The following is a 17735-nucleotide window of genomic DNA, read 5'->3' as shown; positions in this document are numbered from 1 at the left end:
TAACCGATTGTAGCTAATCTTTACTTATAAAAGAGTTATACGCTTAATTAATCTCTATTTTCAGAAGTTTTTTTTAATTCTTTTGCTATCATTTATGCTTATATTTATCTATAAAAGAGAGCCTTATGGAGCATTTCGCTAAGCGTATTATCCCTTGCCTAGACGTCAAAAATGGACGCGTTGTTAAGGGTGTTAATTTTGTTGGACTTAAAGATGCAGGTGATCCTGTTGAAATAGCAAAACGATACAATGATGAAGGCGCGGATGAACTCACTTTTTTAGATATTACGGCTAGCCATGAAGGACGCGGAACAATTGTTGATATTGTTGAAAAAGTAGCTCGCGAAGTTTTTATACCACTTACTGTTGGTGGAGGTATACGAACACTGGAAGACATTTACCGACTTTTACATGTAGGATGCGATAAAGTGAGCATCAATTCTCCAGCAATCGCTAATCCACATTTTATAGATGAATCATCTAAACGTTTTGGTTCACAATGTATTGTTGTAGCTATTGATGCTAAACGTATGGGTGATTCATGGCATGTTTTTATCAATGGTGGCAGAATCGATACGGGTCTTGATGCACTGGCTTGGGCAAAAGAGGCTCAAGAGCGAGGGGCAGGTGAAATACTCTTAACATCTATGGATTGTGATGGTGCAAAAAATGGCTATGACATTCCACTTACTTCTCAAATGAGTAACATGCTTGATATTCCTGTCATTGCTAGTGGTGGGGCAGGGACAATGGAGCACATTAAAGATGCGTTCTTAAATGGTGCTGATGCAGCGCTTGCTGCTTCTATTTTTCACTTTAAAGAGATTGATATTATGGATCTTAAACGTTACCTCAGACATGAGGGAATCGCAGTACGAATATGATTCTCTGTGCTGGGCGAAATGAAACATTTGATTTTGCTAAACCGATTGGTGTTGGACTTATAGAAAGCGCTATCAACTTAACCCAACTTGTACTTGAAGAGAAACCTGCTTTTTTATTTTTTATTGGAACAGCAGGGAGTTATGGCAGTTACCAACCTTTAGACCTAATTTACAGTCATAGTGCTACCAATATTGAACTTGGTTATTTACAAAATCAGTGCTACACTCCTTTAAAAAATCAAATTGAGGCAGACAATATTTATGTTTCACGTGGAACAAATCATCCATCGCCTATTATCAATTCAAGTAATTACATTACTACGGATGTTACCTTAGCAAATAAAATGCTTGAAAAAAATATTGAGTTAGAAAATATGGAGTTCTTCTCGATTGTAAGCGTTGCCAATCAATTCAATATACCTTGTTCTGGCCTTTTTGTGGTTACTAATTATTGCAATGAAAATGCACATAATGATTTTATAAAAAACCATGCTAAAGCTAAAGAGTTAATTGCTTTACATGTAAAAAAAATCTGCATCTTGTAAAGCAAAATATAAAGCACGACGTGCTTGGGCTTTCTGCCGAAGAAAACTAAGCGTTAGTGTAGCATTTGAAGCTTTGCTTTAAATGCGTGTTCAAAGTTCAGAAAGAACTAAAATAAAAAATTTGAGGAATTATGGAAAAACAAAATATATTTGATCTCTCGAAAGATGAGTTATCAGAAGTTATTAAACCTGCATTTAGAGCGAAGCAAATTTATCAATGGCTTTATCAAAAATATGTTACTTCTTTTGATGAAATGAAAAATCTACCAAAAGAGCTTAAAGAACAACTCAATTCAACATACTATCTTGATCCACTTATGATCGTCAAAGTTGAAGAGAGTAGGGATGGCAGTAAAAAATACCTATTTTCACTTAAAGATGGCAACACAGTAGAATCGGTTCTCCTACCCATGAAGCAAGAACAAACAGATGAAGAGGGTAAACTTCTTCATCATACGCGCTATACCATCTGTATATCTTCTCAAGTAGGGTGTAAAATAGGGTGCGCCTTTTGCCTTACAGGAAAAAGTGGATTCAAACGTAACTTAACAGCCGGTGAAATAACAACCCAAATTCTAATGATTAAAAGAGATAATGCTATTGCCGAAAACAGGCGTGTTAATATTGTTTATATGGGAATGGGTGAACCATTGGACAATCTTACTAACGTGAGCAAAGCAGTGCGTATTTTTAACGATCTTGATGGTCTTTCTATCTCTCCACGAAGACAAACTATTTCTACCAGTGGACTTAGTGCACAAATCGAAAAACTTGGTCTTATGGATTTAGGGGTACTGTTAGCAATTTCACTACACGCTGTTGATGATGATCTACGACAAAAATTAATGCCTATCAATAAAGCCTATAATATTGAGTCGATTATTAATGCCGTCAAAGCTTTCCCCATAGATGCACGTAAACGCGTCATGTTTGAATACTTAGTGATGAAAGGGGTAAATGATGACCAAAAGAGTGCAAAGAAGCTGGTGAAGCTCCTACATGGCATAAAATCGAAAGTCAATCTTATCTATTTTAACCCACATCCAGGAAGTGAATTTGGACGTCCATTAGAGAAAGATATGGTTGCTTTTCAACAGTATCTTGTAGATCATGGAGTACTTTGTACTATTCGTCAATCCAAAGGTTTGGATATCAGTGCGGCATGTGGTCAACTAAAAGATAAGGAGCAAAAAAATGACAATGCTTGATCTTTTTCAACTTGGATTTTTAATTATTGTTGTTATCGTAGGAGTAGGTGGATTGGTGACAGTCCTCTTTAAAAAAGAGAAGTAAGAGCTTTACATGTAAAGCTCTTTTGATTTTATTTAGCTATCCATTCTTTGGAAATAATTTCTCTGTCTGCAACAAAAATCTTACCTACAAATTTATCGCCTTTCACATAACTTCCAACACCTTTTGGGGTACCGCTCATAACAATATCGTTATCAATAAGTGTTGAAAATGAGTTAATCTCTTTGATAATAGAAAGAGGTTTATGAATCATTAGATCAATATTTCCCTCTTGAACTAACACATCATTAATCCATAATTGCATTGAGAGTTTATCAATATTGTATTCTTCAATACTTACAAACTGACTCATAACAGCTGCACCATCAAAAGCCTTTGCACGCTCCCATGGTAAGCCTTTTCCTTTGAGCTCACTTTGAAGTTCACGGTTAGTCAAGTCCAGCCCAAAAGCAACAGCTGCAATCTTTCCTTTCTTTATTAAAAAAGATATTTCTCCTTCATAATGAAGAGGTGTTATTGCACCTGTTATGAGCTCACTGCTTAGCGCAGCGTTAGGTTTCATAAACAAAACCATGGAAGTAGGGACCTCATTGTTCAACTCTTTAATATGTTCAACATAATTTCGTCCAATACATACTACTTTACTGGGGGCAACTCTTACACCATCTAAAATAACTGTTTTCATTTCTATCCTTTCATTAAGTTGTAAAATATCGTTTTCGCATCAAATTTTGATTCAATCTTATAAGGAATACCTTTATACTCAAATGCAAGTGTTTGTGCATGTAAAAGAAGACGTGAACTTTGAGTGATTTCCAATTGCTCTTCCACACTCATTAAACCATCTAAAAACTTTTCAGCATAAGATTCATCAATACCATAAATTGGATCACCAACAATGTGATGTTTCACGTGGAACAAATGAACTCTAATCTGATGCTGTCTTCCGGTATAAGGAATAGCCTCAACCAACGTAGCATTTTTATCTGCGAAATAGTGTAGGGGCGTTATCTTGGTTTGAGAAGCTTTTCCTCTTTCATCTACATGGACTTTAAGACGGATTTGACTTGTTTCCACATCGCGTTTTAGTTTCTCATCTATCATAATCATGTCATCAATTTTACCATGAACCAAAGCTAAGTAACTCTTTTGAACTTGCCTTGTTGCAAAGATGCGCTTGAGATCAATTTCGGCTTGTTTATGTTTTCCGACTAACACCAAACCACTCGTACTTTTATCAATACGATGTGCCGCATTGGCATCTTTACCGTAAAGTGATTTAATCTCGTCATTAAGTGTATATCCATCACTTCGTTTTCGAGGATGCATCATAACCCCACTAGGTTTTTCAAACACTGCAAAATCTTCCGTCTCAAAAACTGGCAATAAGCCTTTGGGATTACCTTCAAAGACAACAACACCAATATTACCCACAATCAGAGCTGATTTTTTCAGAAGTTGCTCTTCTTCTACAAACACTCGCCTTTTATCAACCATCTTTTGTGCTTCACCCATGCTGATATCAAAGGTATCCATTAAGAAGCGAAAGGCAAGTGTTGGTTCTTCAAGAACAAACTTTTTCAAAGTATACGCCAAAATTCAACCCTTTTTTAGTCCTATATTGTTAAAATAAAGAATCAAATAAAACACGATTCCATAGATAAATTCACCGTATTTTATCACAGAAAAATCACAAAATAGACAAGGAATGAAAATGGTAGAGCGCTACGCAAGAGAAGAGATGAAAAAGCATTGGACAATTGAGGCAAAATACGACGCATGGCTCAAAGTCGAAAAGGCCGCAACTAAAGCGTGGAATAAACTAGGGCTCATTCCAGATGTCGATTGTGAAAAAATTGTTAAGAATGCCAAATTTAATATTGACAGAATTGATGAAATTGAAAAAGTAACAAGGCATGATGTTATTGCTTTTTTAACCAGTGTTGCAGACAGCCTTGGAGAAGAAAGCAGATGGGTACATTATGGCATGACCAGTTCTGATTGTATCGATACGGCAGTTGCACTTCAAATGCGTGATTCTTTACATGTAATTATTGACGATGTCAAAACATTGATGGAATCTTTAAAAACTAGAGCAATGGAACACAAGATGACGCTGATGGTTGGACGAAGTCATGGCATTCATGGTGAGCCTATCACTTTTGGTTTGGTTCTTGCTATTTGGTACGAAGAGATCAAACGAAGTCTCAAAAATCTTGAAAATGTTATGGAAGTCATTTCAGTAGGGCAAATCAGTGGCGCTATGGGAAATATGGCTCACTCCCCAATTGAACTTGAAGAGTATGTATGTGAAGACCTTGGGCTCACACCTGCTCCTGTTTCAAACCAAGTCATTCAACGCGATCGTTATGCAGCGTTAATGAATGCACTTGCTCTTTTAGCTTCAAGTTGTGAGAAAATTGCGGTTGCTGTTCGCCACTATCAACGTACTGAAGTGTATGAATGTGAAGAGTTCTTTGAAAAAGGACAAAAAGGAAGCTCTGCAATGCCCCACAAACGCAATCCAGTCCTCAGTGAGAACATTACTGGACTTTGCCGCATGATTCGCTCTTACGCGATCCCAGCTATGGAAAACGTTGCATTGTGGCATGAGAGGGACATCAGTCACAGCTCTGTCGAACGTTTTATTTTACCCGATGGATTTATTACCACAGATTTCATGCTAAATCGCCTCAACAGTGTTATCTCAAAATTGGTTGTTTATCCAGACAATATGATGCGCAACCTTAACCTCACAGGAGGACTTGTTTTCTCTCAACGTATTCTGCTTGAACTTCCACTCAAAAATGTATCGCGTGAAGATGCCTACAAAATTGTTCAACGTAATGCTATGAAAGTATGGGAAGATCTTCAGCATGGAAAACCAGCTCTTAATAGTGAAGGAGAAAGTTTGTACCTTCAAAACTTACTAGGCGATGAAGATCTTAGAGCAAAACTGAGTGAATCAGAAATCAGAGAGTGTTTTGACTATAGCTACTATACAAAAAATGTTGATAAAATCTTTCAAAGGGTGTTCAAATAATGTTAACCGTCCAAAAGCGTAATGGTCGCATTGAGCCACTAGACATCTCAAAAATACAAAAATATACCAGCTCTGCCATCAAAGGTTTGGACAACGTCTCTCAAAGTGAACTTGAGGTTGATGCGAAGATTCAATTTCGTGATCAAATCACCACAGAAGAGATTCAAAAAACATTGATTAAAACAGCAGTTGATAAAATTGATATTGATCGTCCAAACTGGACGTATGTTGCTGCACGTCTTTTTCTTTATGACCTCTACCATAAAGTCAATGGCTTTACAGGATACGGAAGCTTTGCCGAGTATCTGGAGCGTGGTGAAAAAGAGGGACGTATTGCCTTAGGTCTTAAAGAAAAATACGATCTAAAAGATCTAGAAACTCACCTCAAACCAGAGCGCGATCTTCAGTTCAACTATCTTGGTATTAAAACACTCCACGATCGTTATTTAATCAAAAATAGACAAGGTAAGCCGATTGAATTGCCACAGCATATGTTTATGGCAATTGCAATGTTCTTAGCCCAAAATGAACTAAATTCACAAGACTGGGCAAAGAAGTTTTACGATGTCATTAGTAAATTTGAAGTAATGCTCGCAACACCTACACTTTCAAATGCACGAACAACACGCCACCAATTAAGCTCATGCTACATTGGAAGTACGCCTGATAATATCGAAGGTATTTTTGACTCTTATAAAGAGATGTCATTGCTCAGTAAATTTGGTGGCGGTATTGGTTGGGATTGGAATCTCGTACGCTCTATGGGTGGCATGATCGACGGTCATAAAAATGCGGCTGGTGGTGTTATACCATTCCTAAAAATTACCAATGATATCGCCGTTGCCGTTGATCAGCTAGGAACTCGTAAAGGTGCGATTGCTGTTTATTTAGAACCATGGCATATGGACATTTCTGACTTCTTAGACTTGAAGAAAAACTCAGGTGAAGAGAGACGTAGGGCACACGAACTGTTCCCAGCATTATGGATCAATGATCTCTTTATGAAAAGAGTGGAAGAGAATGCCATTTGGACGCTTTTTGACCCAGCAGAAACGCATGATCTTTGTGAAGTGTTTGGTGAAGAGTTTGAGAAACGCTATATTGCATATGAGCAAAATGAAAATGTTGCAAAAGAGTATGTCCCTGCAAAAGAGTTATGGAAGAAAATTCTTACCAGCTATTTTGAAAGTGGAAGTCCTTTTTTATGTTTCAAAGACAATGCCAATAAAGCTAATCCAAACGATCATTCAGGAATCATTAGAAGTTCTAACCTATGTACAGAGATTTTTCAAAATACTCAGCCAAACCACTATAAAATTAAGATTGTTTTTAACGATCAAACTTTCATTACCTACGAAGAGAGTGATTTAGTCAAAGTCGACAGTGGCATTACTAAAGAAGCCAAAAAAGTCACTGCACTCGATAGCATTGATGGCAAAGATATTTTCATTGTTGAAAAAGAGATGGTCGAGGGGAAAACGGCGGTATGTAACTTAGCGAGTGTTAACCTCTCCATCATTAATACCAAAGAAGATATTGAGCGAACGATTCCTATAGCCATTCGAATGCTCGATAACGTTATCGATCTTAACTTCTACCCACATGCAAAAGTCAAACATACAAACCTCAAATCACGGGCTATTGGCTTAGGTGTTATGGGTGAAGCGCAAATGCTTGCTGAACAACACATTGCATGGGGAAGTTATGAACACTTTAGCAAAATTGATGAAGTGATGGAAGCGATCAGCTATAACGTCATCCTCTCATCCTCTAACCTAGCGATTGAAAAAGGCGCTTACCCAGAATTTGCAGGTTCAAAATGGAGTAGAGGCATTTTCCCTATCGATACAGCCAATGAAGAAGCGAAAAAATTAGTTGATCGTGGCGGTCTTTTTGGTTACATGTACGACTGGGACAGCTTAAGAGAAAAAGTGAAACAAAATGGTATGCGAAATGGCTATTTGATGGCAATAGCACCAACCAGTTCAATCTCTATTCTTGTAGGAACAACGCAAACCATAGAACCTGTTTATAAACGTAAATGGTTTGAAGAGAATCTCTCTGGCATGATCCCTGTTGTTGCTCCAAATCTTAATCCAGATACGTGGGGATTTTATACGCCTGCGTATGAACTCGATCAAAGAGTGCTTATTAAAGCAGGTGCTATTAGACAAAAATGGATCGATCAAGGACAAAGTCTTAATATCTTTATCACGCTTGATAAAGCCAGTGGAAAGTACCTTAATGACATCTATATGCTAGGCTGGAAACTGGGTATTAAATCAACATACTATCTACGTTCTCAATCTCCTGAGAATAAACTTGAAGTAGCCGACCGTAGCATTGAGTGTGAGGGTTGTCAATAAAAAAATGCTTTACATGTAAAAGGTGCAAATGAAAACAATAGGACTGATTGGTGGCATGAGTTGGGAGTCAACGCTCAGTTATTACAAACTTCTCAACGAAGGCGTAAAAACAAAACTTGGCGGACTGCATAGCGCAAAGATTATCTTACATTCCGTTGATTTTGCTCCTATTGCACGCTTACAAAGTGAAGGAAAATGGGAGGAAGCTGCCTCAATTATTCAGGAAGCAGCTCTCTCTTTAGAGCGTGCAGGAGTTGATTTTATACTTCTGTGTACCAATACCATGCATAAAGTACTTCCCTTAGTCACACCACATGTTAAAACACCTTTTTTACATATTGCGGAAGCGACAGCAAATGCCCTCAATGCTCATGGTTCTCACAAAGTTATCTTGTTAGGGACAAAATTTACCATGCAAGAGTCTTTTTACAAAGAGATTTTAAATGCGCATCACATTGATGTTGTTATTCCCGATCTGAAATCAATAGAAATGATCAATCAAATTATCTTTCACGAACTCTGTATTGGTAAAATTGAAACAGCTTCCAAAGAAATATTTTTAAAGATTATTGATGATCTTAAAAGTCATGATGCAAGCATTGATGCCGTTATTTTAGGATGTACCGAAATTGGACTTTTACTGGATCAACAAAGCTCGAAACTTCCGTTGTTTGACACGACTATTTTACATGTAAATGAAGCACTTAATCATGCACTCTAAATATTATAAATTAATTTTAAATTTTTATATTATTTAGCATAAAATAGACTATAATCCCTTTATTAAGGGATTTATTCCTTTAAGTAAACTTTTAAAAAAAGCTTTGTTTTGGACTGTGACATAGTTGTTACAGCTTAATCATTAAGTTTCTTTAAATTTTACTCTTACTATAATCTTCACTACTTTTAAATCTAGGATAACCATGCTAACCAAAGTACTCAAACGTGACGGAACAACAGAAGAATTTGAACCTTTTAAGATCGAAGACGCTATCAAAAAGGCCTTTAAAAGCGAAGGTGTAACGTACGACGAAAGTATCTTTAAAGAGATTCTCAAGCGTATTGAGAAAAAACGTGTAGCAGCGGTTGAAGACTTCCAAGATATGATCGAACAAGAGCTTTATAAAACACGCTATTTTGATGTTATGCGTTCATTCATTCTCTACCGACATACGCATAAAATGCAGCGCGAGCACATCTACGGACTTAATGAAGATACAACCTATGTCAATTCTAGCCAAACGATTGAAGAGTACATTGGCAAAAGCGACTGGAGAATTAAAGCGAACTCGAACACTGGCTACTCTAACGCAGGGCTTGTGAACAATACAGCAGGAAAAGTTATCGCCAACTACTGGCTCGATAAAATTTATTCTAAAGAAGAGGGTTTAGCGCATAGAAATGGTGACTATCATATCCACGATTTGGACTGTTTGACAGCGTATTGTGCAGGTTGGAGTTTAAGAGTACTTTTGGATGAAGGTTTTAATGGTGTAAGGGGTCGCGTTGAAAGTCGTCCTCCAATGCATTTTAGAGAAGCGTTAGGACAAATGGCAAACTTTCTAGGAATTTTGCAAAGTGAATGGGCGGGTGCACAAGCGTTCAGCTCATTTGATACCTACTTAGCCCCGTACGCGTTCAAAGATAAAATCTCATACAAAGAGATCAAAAAAGCGATTCGTAGCTTTATTTACAACCTAAACGTTCCAGCGCGTTGGGGACAAAGCCCATTTACCAACATTACTATTGACTGGACTGTGCCGAAAGACTTGGCAGATCAAATTCCAACCTCAAGTCAACGTCATCTCTTTAAAGAGATTAACGATGCTGAGCTTATGGAAGAGGCAAAAAAACGTGGTGTCACGTCTCTTGAAGCCATGACTTATAAACATTTCCAGAAAGAGATGAATCTTATCAATAAAGCTTACTATGAAGTGATGACTGAAGGCGATAAAACGGGGCAACCGTTTACTTTCCCAATTCCTACCGTTAACATCACAGAAGATTTTGACTGGGATGGAGAAAATACCGAATTACTCTTTGAAAACACAGCCAAAATTGGCTCTTCGTATTTCCAAAACTTTATTGGAAGCCAATACGTCAGAGATGATGAGGGTAAACTCGTCGAAAATCCTAAAGCCTATAAACCTGGTCATGTGCGCTCTATGTGTTGTCGTTTACAACTTGATCTTAGAGAGCTTTTAAAGCGTGGTGGTGGACTTTTCGGAAGTGCGGAGATGACGGGAAGTATTGGTGTGGTTACCCTCAATATGGCACGTCTTGGTTATCTTTACAAAGGCAACAAAAAAGAGTTGATGGAGCGTTTTGAATACCTTATGGATCTTGCAAAATCAACCTTAGAGAAAAAACGTGTGTTTGTTCAAGAGATGTATAACCGCGGGCTTTACCCTTATACAGCACGTTATTTACCAGGATTTAACAGCCATTTTTCAACCATTGGAGTCAACGGCATCAACGAAATGATCCGTAATTTTACGGATGACAAACATACGATTGCTGATGAATATGGAATGGAATTTGCTCACGAAATATTAGAATTTGTGCGCAACAAAATGGTCGCGTATCAAGAAGAGACTGGTAATCTCTACAACCTTGAAGCAACTCCAGCAGAGGGTACAACATACCGTTTTGCAAAAGAAGATAAAAAACGCTACCCTGAGATCATCCAGGCAGGATCAGGAAAAAATGTGTATTACACCAATTCCTCTCAACTTCCTGCGAATTTTACCGATGATCCTTTTGAAGCATTGGATCTTCAAGATGATCTTCAATGCTCCTATACAGGGGGAACCGTACTGCATCTTTACATGAAAGAGCGCATTAGTTCAAGTGAAGCATGTAAGAAGTTGGTTAAAAATGTCATTACGAACTACCGTATGCCATACCTTACGATCACACCTGTCTTTTCGGTGTGTGAGAAGCATGGTTATATCAGTGGTGAGCATGAATTTTGCCCTAAATGTGACGAAGAGTTAGTCGAACAATACAAACAAGGAGATGCATCATGAGCAAAACAGAGATTTTAGAGAAATTGAGAGAAAAACGTACCAAATGTATCGTTTACACCCGTGTTATGGGTTACCATAGACCCGTAGAGAGTTTTAATGTTGGAAAAACAGGTGAACACAAAGAGCGTATTCAGTTTGTTGAGAGATGCTGCCATAAATAACCCAATCCATAGCATTACCAAATTTACGACGCTAGATTATCCACATCATCTAGCGTCTATCTTTTGGTTTGCTAAGTGCAATATGGCATGTCCGTATTGCTACAACCCGCACATTGTGCGAGACGAGGGTACTATCAGCTTAGATAAAGCGCTCGAATTCCTTCAAAGTAGGCAAGGGCGACTTGATAGTGTTGTATTAAGCGGTGGAGAGTGCACCCTTTACCCACATCTTGAAGGGTTCTGCGAAGCTATTAAAGCTTTAGGCTACAAAATTAAAATCGATACCAATGGTTCCAATCCACAACTCCTTGCACGTTTGATTGAAAAAGAGCTTGTTGACTATATTGCACTCGATTATAAAGCTCCTAAATATAAGTATGAAACCTTAACCCATAACCGTCATTTTGAACGCTTTGAGCAAAGCCTTAAGCTACTGATAAAAGGGCATTTTCCTTTTGAAGTACGCACCACACTGCACAGTGATTTGCTGAGTCCACAAGACATCAATAGTATCATAGACGATTTACATGTAAAGGGCTATCAAGGCTTGTATTATCTTCAAAATTATTTACATGTAGAACCCACCCTTGGCGCAACAAAAATGCAACAAAATCAGTTTGATTTGAGCAAACTAACCCCTCTTGTGCCTATAGAATTAAGAAATTTTTGATACAATCTTTTTAGATATTACTGTATTAGGAATGGCAATGGAGCGCAAAAAAATCTACAACCCAAACTCAGATGAGAGCTTAAATGATCGCAGAGTCTTTGGCGGAAATCCTCATGGAATTTTAAATTTTACCAAAGCAAAATATACCTGGGCACTCAAACTTTGGGATATGATGGAAGGCAATACATGGTTTCCTAAAGAGGTCGATACGACTAAAGATGTCATCGACTATAACCGAAATTTGACCGATGCTGAAAAACGTATGTATGACCTTGTTTGGTCCCAACTTATTAGTATGGACAGTTTCCAAACCAACAACCTTACCGATAACATCAATCCTTATATCACAGCCCCAGAGATTAACGCATGTCTTTCACGTCAATCGTACGAAGAGGCAAACCACTCGAAATCCTATGCTGTTATGGTCGAAGCAATTTGTGACAATACAGACCTCATTTATGAGATGGAAAAACACGATGAGGTATTGCGTCGTAAAAATGACTATATCTCAAGCGTTTACGAAGAGCTTGCAGGTGATGTCACCGATGAAAAACTCGTGCTGGCGATGTTTGCCAACCAGATTTTAGAGGGCATTTACTTTTACTCTGGTTTTACCGCTATTTATGCCCTAGCACGTGCTGGTAGAATGCTAGGAAGTGCGCAGATGATTCGTTTTATTCAACGCGATGAAATTACGCATCTTTTAATCTTTCAAAACATGATTAATTCCGTTCAAAAAGAGCGTCCGGAGCTTTTTACCCCAGAGCTTAAAGCCAAAGTCTATGATATGTTCCAAAAAGCAGGTGACCTTGAAATAGAGTGGGGCAAATACATCACCCAAAATCAAATTATGGGCTTTACCGATGATATCATCGAGACGTACATTCACTATCTTATCGATGATCGTTTAACCGCTGTAGGATTTGAAAAACTCTATAACGCCAAGCACCCGATTAAATGGGTGGATGACTTTTCAAAATTTAATGACCAAAAAACAAACTTCTTTGAAGGCAATGTCTCGAATTACAGTAAAGGAAGTCTTTCTTTCGATGACTTCTAAACCGATGCTCTGCACTTTACAATTTGCCTATGAAGGACGAAGCTTTGAGGAGAATTTTGCAACCCTGCAAGCTCTGGTAGAGCAAACACCTTCCAATAGCATTGTTTTAGCGCCAGAGCTTTGTTTGAGCGCTTACAGCTACGATAAAATGGAAGAAGCGGCTCTCTTTTCTGCCGCTATGATTCCAAACCTTGCAAAACTTTCTACATGTAAAACATTTGGGCTTACTTTAATTGAGAAAACAGATGCGGGATATATGAATAACTTCAAACTTTTTCATCATGGTGAGCTTATCTATACACGTGCCAAATCAAAACTGTTCACCTTAGGCGAAGAAGAGCACTACTTTAGCTCAGGAAATACAGAAGAAATAAGTATCATTGATGTTGATGGAATAAAAATTGCTGTACTTATCTGCTTTGAACTTCGCTTTCCATGCCTTTGGGAGCAAATCAAAGGGGCAGATCTGATTTTAGTACCTGCATACTGGGGCAAACTTCGTAAAAAACACTTTGAAGTGCTTACGACGGCATTGGCAATCGCCAATCAAGCGTATGTACTGTGTGCGAATGGCGCCGATGAAAGTATGGCTAAAGGCAGTGCTATTATTTCTCCTTTTGGTGACGTTACCATCGATGATCGTAGCAGACTTATAATGCATGCTTTTGATGCTAGCGAGATCAAAAAAATGCGACGATATCTTGACATAGGACTCAATCATAATGCCGCAAACGGCTCACTTTAACACTAAAATACGTTTTCAAAAACATAAAAAAATGGCAGATGAAATCGCCAAAATTTGTCCTATAAGTCCCAATGTCTATGATGCTTTTTGCCAGAGTGAGCGTGAACTTTTTGTGCCACAAGGCATGAGCATGCACGCTTATAAACTAGACGCTCTGCCTTTGGCTGCTAATCAATGGATCAGCTCGCCTTTAACCGTGGCTAAAATGACCGAAGCGCTTACATGTAAAGGTGCGGACAGTGTTTTGGAGATCGGTTGTGGGAGTGGCTACCAAGCGCTTATCCTAAGTAAAATTATTCGCAGAGTCTTTACCATTGAACGCATTGAACGCCTTCTTAAAGAGGCACGTGAACGCTTTAAAACCTTAGGTATTACTAACATACACACGCGTTTTGACGATGGTCAAAATGGCTGGAGAGAGTTTGCACCTTATGATCGCATTCTTTTTTCAGCTTCAACGCCAGAAGTGCCTCAAAAACTCTTTGAACAGTTGAAAGTGGGGGGGATTTTAGTTGCTCCTATTGAAAAAGGAGATAAGCAGATTATTACCCGTTTTATTAAAACAGAAGAAGGAATACGAAAAGAGACAATCGGTGATTGCCTCTTTGTACCTGTTAAAGATGGTCGTGAATTTTAATACTTTTTCACAATCTGCTTGATTAAAAGTTGAGGTGTCACAAGCCCTCGATAGTCATTACGTGAAACCGTAAAAAGAATATCAATGCGATCACCCTGTTTGGCTTTCATATCATAGTTAAAGAAAAGCGCTTCAAGGGCGTTACTTCCCTCTTGCAAAATAAGTTTCAAATGCTGCCCATCTTTGCCAATCAACCGATCGACTTTCACCAGAATATTCTGCAGTAAAAAGCTCGGTTTTGGATTTTTCTGCCCATAAGGCTCTTGATTTTCTAAAATCTCTAAAAGCTCAAAATCAATCTGATCCGCAGTGATCTCGCCCAAAAGATCATTATCCGCTTCCAATACTTCTTGCGTAAATTGGATCGATGCTTTCTCTAAATTGGTACGAAATTGTTCCAAATGCTTGATTTCTATTGAAACACCCGCAGCACCTTTGTGCCCACCGAATCCTAGTAAAATAGCTTCTTGCGAACGAATCAATTCTAAAATATCCACATCGCCAATGCCACGTGCGCTCCCTTTGGCCCTCTCATCTCTAATTGAAAAGACAATAGCAGGCTTTTTAAAGCGTTTGGAGAGCCTAGAAGCGACGATCCCTACAATACCTTCATGCCACTCTTCACCCCATGCCACGATGATATTTTCAGCCTCTTTGACGTAAGGAAGCGTTGCTTCAAATAAAAGGCGTTCCTCTTCTTTGCGTGCTTCATTCAAAGAAACAATATAATCAAGTTTTTTTAAAGCATCATCTACATTTTTTGACTTCAAAAATTCATAAGAGAAAATGGCATCTTCCATACGTCCTGAACTATTAATGAGTGGTGCTATCAAAAATGAAATATCATCGCCTTCTAAGGTTGCTTTGCCAAAATACTGTTTAATAGCCTCAAAAGCGGCACGTTTAGAGTGGTTAAGCTCGACTATGCCTTTTTTGACCATCACGCGATTCATCCCCACAAGTTCCATCATATCTGCCATAATCGCGATGCAAAGTAGGTCTAAGAAGCTCGAAAGGTCATACTCGACGCCTAGCTCCTCTTTGAGTGCAGCGACTAAATACCATGCGACTTGTGCCCCACAAATTTCACAATGAGGAAAAGCACAATCTTCTTGTTTAGGATTGACAATAGCATACGCTTCAGGTAGAACAGAAGGGATACTATGGTGATCGGTAATGATGAGATCAATCCCTTGTTCTTTACAAATTTGAGCGGCTTCAATGGCAGAGATACCATTATCAACGGTGATAATCACATGCACATCAAGCTTTGCAACAATATCTGGATTTAAACCATAACCATCGGTAAAACGGTTAGGGATAATTAAGGAGTAATCAACCCCTAGATCATCAAAAAATTGGCTTAAAATAACCGAAGATATGACTCCATCGACATCGTAATCACCTACAATGGCAATACGCTCACCATTTCGCATCGCATCGGCAATGCGTTTCGATGCTCGTGCAATATCTTTTAAAGAGGAGGGCTTAGGAATCTCATTTAAACGGGTACATTCGTCATTCTCGAACCTGCTTTGAAGAATCCGTTTTATCTCCTCTTTGGTCAGTAGCTTAGCCATTTTGACGTTGTGTTAAAGCCGCTCTCGCAAAGCCCACAATCGTTTTATTAGGATTGGTTAAACGTGATGTAAACTCAGGGTGAAACTGAACACCTAAAAACCATGGATGACCTTTAAGTTCTACTGCTTCAATCAAGCCATGACTCTCACCACTCACGATGAGTCCCGCTTTTTCAAAGGCTTCACGGTATGCTGGGTTAGCTTCGTATCGGTGGCGATGACGTTCGCGGATTACTTTGGCTCCATCGTAAACAGATCGCAACAATGAGTCTGGTTTTGTTTCACACTCATAGCCACCCAAACGCATTGTTCCACCCAATGGGCTTTGGAAGGTACGCAATTGTTTTTGACCACTCGCATCCATAAAAGAGTCGATCAAATAGATAATAGGATTTTTACATGTAGGATTAAATTCAGCCGAATTGGCATCTTCAAGATGCAAAACGTTGCGTGCAAATTCAATCATTGCAAGCTGCATACCTAGACATATTCCAAGGTAAGGGATTTGATGTTCTCGCGCATATTGAATGGCTGCCATTTTACCGACAACACCACGCTCACCAAAACCACCCGCAACCAAAATGCCATCTACATCGGAAAGAATATCTTCGCAACCTTTTTCTTCAATGACTTCAGAATCTACCCAGCGAATTTTCACTTTAGCATTCAGATGTGCTCCCGCATGGATCAACGACTCTGTGAGCGATTTATAAGACTCTTTAAGATCAAGGTATTTACCCACAAATGCGATCATCAACTCATCACGTGGCGCAATGACACGCTTAACCAAAAGGTCCCACTCATCCATATGAGGTGTCAAATCTCCTAGATCAAGCGCTTCAGAAATCGGCGCTAAAATGTTCTCTTTGAGAAAACTGAGTGGCACTTGATAAATCGTTGTCGCATCTAAACACTCAATGACAGAATTACGCTCTACGCCACAAGAAAAAGCTAGCTTGTTTTTAAGCTCTTTAGGAAGTGGGTATTCGGAGCGGCAAATAAGCATATCAGGCGTTATACCAATACGACGAAGCTCTTGAACCGAGTGTTGCGTTGGTTTGGTTTTGAGCTCACCTGCAGCTTTGATGAAAGGAACCAAAGTAAGATGAATATTCATAGCTCTGCGTTTTCCAAGTTCACTTTTAAGAGAACGAATGGCTTCTAAAAAAGGTAATCCTTCGATATCACCCACAGTTCCACCAATCTCAACAATCAAAATATCTTGACCACGACCCGCTTCTTTGATGCGGTTTGCAATCTCATCAACAATGTGAGGAATCACTTGGATCGTTTTACCAAGATAATCGCCACGTCGCTCTTTTTCGATAACAGAGGAATAAACACGACCTGTTGTAAAGTTGTTGGCTTGGGTTAGATTTTCATCCAAGAAACGCTCATAATGTCCAAGATCAAGATCGGTCTCGGCACCATCATCGGTGACAAAAACCTCTCCGTGCTCCAAGGGACTCATCGTTCCAGGATCGACATTGATGTAAGGATCAGCTTTCAGAATGCTAACTTTAAAGCCAACATTTTTTAAAAGTGTAGAGATACTCGCCGCTGCTATGCCTTTACCAAGAGAGCTTAAAACGCCTCCAGTAATAAAAATATACTTTGTTTCGTGATTGGACATAATCTTTCCGCCTCATTATTATTTAATGGCAAGATTATAGCTAAGCTAAGCTAATAAAGGGTTTATCTTCGTGTGGTTTAAAGCAGTGAAAAAAGGTGAGAAAGCCTCATCAATACTCTCGTGAGGCTTTA

Annotated in this window: 16 protein-coding genes; 12 read left to right on the top strand and 4 right to left on the bottom strand. The window is 38.7% G+C overall.

Going from position 1 to position 17735, the window contains the following annotated elements; translation table 11 throughout:
- The first annotated feature begins 125 nt into the window (after positions 1-125).
- The 3 genes from hisF (at position 126) to rlmN (ending at position 2637) form a co-directional block, all read left to right on the top strand.
- On the top strand, positions 126-884 hold the full coding sequence (gene hisF, locus SAR02S_RS00430) for an imidazole glycerol phosphate synthase subunit HisF (RefSeq protein ID WP_041955868.1): 759 nt from the start codon (positions 126-128) through the stop codon (positions 882-884).
- Complete coding sequence (locus SAR02S_RS00425; protein ID WP_041955866.1) at positions 881-1429, top strand: phosphorylase family protein; 549 nt, start codon at positions 881-883, stop codon at positions 1427-1429. Before hisF ends, SAR02S_RS00425 begins: the two co-directional genes overlap by 4 nt.
- A gap of 131 nt (positions 1430-1560) precedes the next feature.
- Positions 1561-2637, top strand: coding sequence for a dual-specificity RNA methyltransferase RlmN (rlmN, locus tag SAR02S_RS00420; RefSeq protein ID WP_041955864.1), 1077 nt, complete (start codon positions 1561-1563; stop codon positions 2635-2637).
- A gap of 113 nt (positions 2638-2750) precedes the next feature.
- Here rlmN and SAR02S_RS00415 read toward each other — a convergent pair whose 3' ends face one another.
- Both SAR02S_RS00415 and SAR02S_RS00410 read right to left on the bottom strand, forming a co-directional pair.
- Positions 2751-3365 carry a fumarylacetoacetate hydrolase family protein gene (locus SAR02S_RS00415; protein ID WP_041955862.1) on the bottom strand — a complete coding sequence of 205 codons (615 nt, stop codon included), beginning with the start codon at positions 3363-3365 and terminating at the stop codon, positions 2751-2753.
- A 2-nt stretch (positions 3366-3367) separates the two neighbouring features.
- Positions 3368-4276, bottom strand: coding sequence for an RluA family pseudouridine synthase (locus tag SAR02S_RS00410; RefSeq protein WP_052433490.1), 909 nt, complete (start codon positions 4274-4276; stop codon positions 3368-3370).
- A gap of 118 nt (positions 4277-4394) precedes the next feature.
- Between SAR02S_RS00410 and purB the strand changes: the two genes are divergently transcribed.
- The 9 genes from purB to SAR02S_RS00365 all read left to right on the top strand — a co-directional run bounded on the left by purB (position 4395) and on the right by SAR02S_RS00365 (position 14391).
- Positions 4395-5723, top strand: coding sequence for an adenylosuccinate lyase (gene purB, locus SAR02S_RS00405; protein WP_041955860.1), 1329 nt, complete (start codon positions 4395-4397; stop codon positions 5721-5723).
- Positions 5723-8089, top strand: coding sequence for a ribonucleoside-diphosphate reductase subunit alpha (locus SAR02S_RS00400; RefSeq protein ID WP_041955859.1), 2367 nt, complete (start codon positions 5723-5725; stop codon positions 8087-8089). Before purB ends, SAR02S_RS00400 begins: the two co-directional genes overlap by 1 nt.
- A gap of 28 nt (positions 8090-8117) precedes the next feature.
- Positions 8118-8810, top strand: a complete 693-nt coding sequence (locus SAR02S_RS00395) for an aspartate/glutamate racemase family protein (protein WP_041955856.1) — start codon at positions 8118-8120, stop codon at positions 8808-8810.
- Between the two features lie 202 nt (positions 8811-9012).
- Complete coding sequence (locus tag SAR02S_RS00390) at positions 9013-11118, top strand: ribonucleoside triphosphate reductase (RefSeq protein WP_041955854.1); 2106 nt, start codon at positions 9013-9015, stop codon at positions 11116-11118.
- A complete protein-coding gene (nrdD, locus tag SAR02S_RS13390) occupies positions 11115-11279 on the top strand; it encodes an anaerobic ribonucleoside-triphosphate reductase (RefSeq protein ID WP_041955852.1) in 165 nt (54 codons plus the stop codon). Before SAR02S_RS00390 ends, nrdD begins: the two co-directional genes overlap by 4 nt.
- Positions 11257-11949, top strand: a complete 693-nt coding sequence (locus tag SAR02S_RS00380) for an anaerobic ribonucleoside-triphosphate reductase activating protein (RefSeq protein WP_232293961.1) — start codon at positions 11257-11259, stop codon at positions 11947-11949. The genes nrdD and SAR02S_RS00380 overlap by 23 nt, the downstream gene beginning before the upstream one ends.
- Before the next feature lie 37 nt (positions 11950-11986).
- On the top strand, positions 11987-13009 hold the full coding sequence (locus tag SAR02S_RS00375) for a ribonucleotide-diphosphate reductase subunit beta (RefSeq protein WP_041955849.1): 1023 nt from the start codon (positions 11987-11989) through the stop codon (positions 13007-13009).
- Entirely contained in the window at positions 12999-13754 is a 756-nt protein-coding gene (locus SAR02S_RS00370) for a carbon-nitrogen hydrolase family protein (protein ID WP_041955848.1), read from the top strand. The genes SAR02S_RS00375 and SAR02S_RS00370 overlap by 11 nt, the downstream gene beginning before the upstream one ends.
- Positions 13732-14391: a protein-L-isoaspartate(D-aspartate) O-methyltransferase gene (locus SAR02S_RS00365; RefSeq protein WP_041955847.1), complete on the top strand. Its 660-nt coding sequence runs from the start codon at positions 13732-13734 to the stop codon at positions 14389-14391. Before SAR02S_RS00370 ends, SAR02S_RS00365 begins: the two co-directional genes overlap by 23 nt.
- On the opposite strand, the gene recJ is transcribed toward SAR02S_RS00365, so the two are convergent.
- Positions 14388-15971 (bottom strand): single-stranded-DNA-specific exonuclease RecJ, encoded by a 1584-nt coding sequence (gene recJ / locus SAR02S_RS00360; protein ID WP_041955846.1) that lies wholly within the window; start codon positions 15969-15971, stop codon positions 14388-14390. The two genes, SAR02S_RS00365 and recJ, sit on opposite strands and share 4 nt — an antisense overlap.
- The gene (pyrG, locus tag SAR02S_RS00355) at positions 15964-17604 is read right to left on the bottom strand and encodes a CTP synthase (protein WP_041955845.1); all 1641 of its coding nucleotides are present in this window, start codon (positions 17602-17604) and stop codon (positions 15964-15966) included. The genes recJ and pyrG overlap by 8 nt, the downstream gene beginning before the upstream one ends.
- Between the last annotated feature and the right edge of the window lie 131 nt (positions 17605-17735).

Source organism: Sulfurospirillum arsenophilum NBRC 109478, from assembly GCF_000813345.1.
In the GTDB taxonomy this organism is placed as follows: Bacteria; Campylobacterota; Campylobacteria; order Campylobacterales; family Sulfurospirillaceae; genus Sulfurospirillum; species Sulfurospirillum arsenophilum.
Note: the sequence above shows the minus strand (reverse complement) of the source record. Positions and strands in the feature narration are given on the sequence as shown.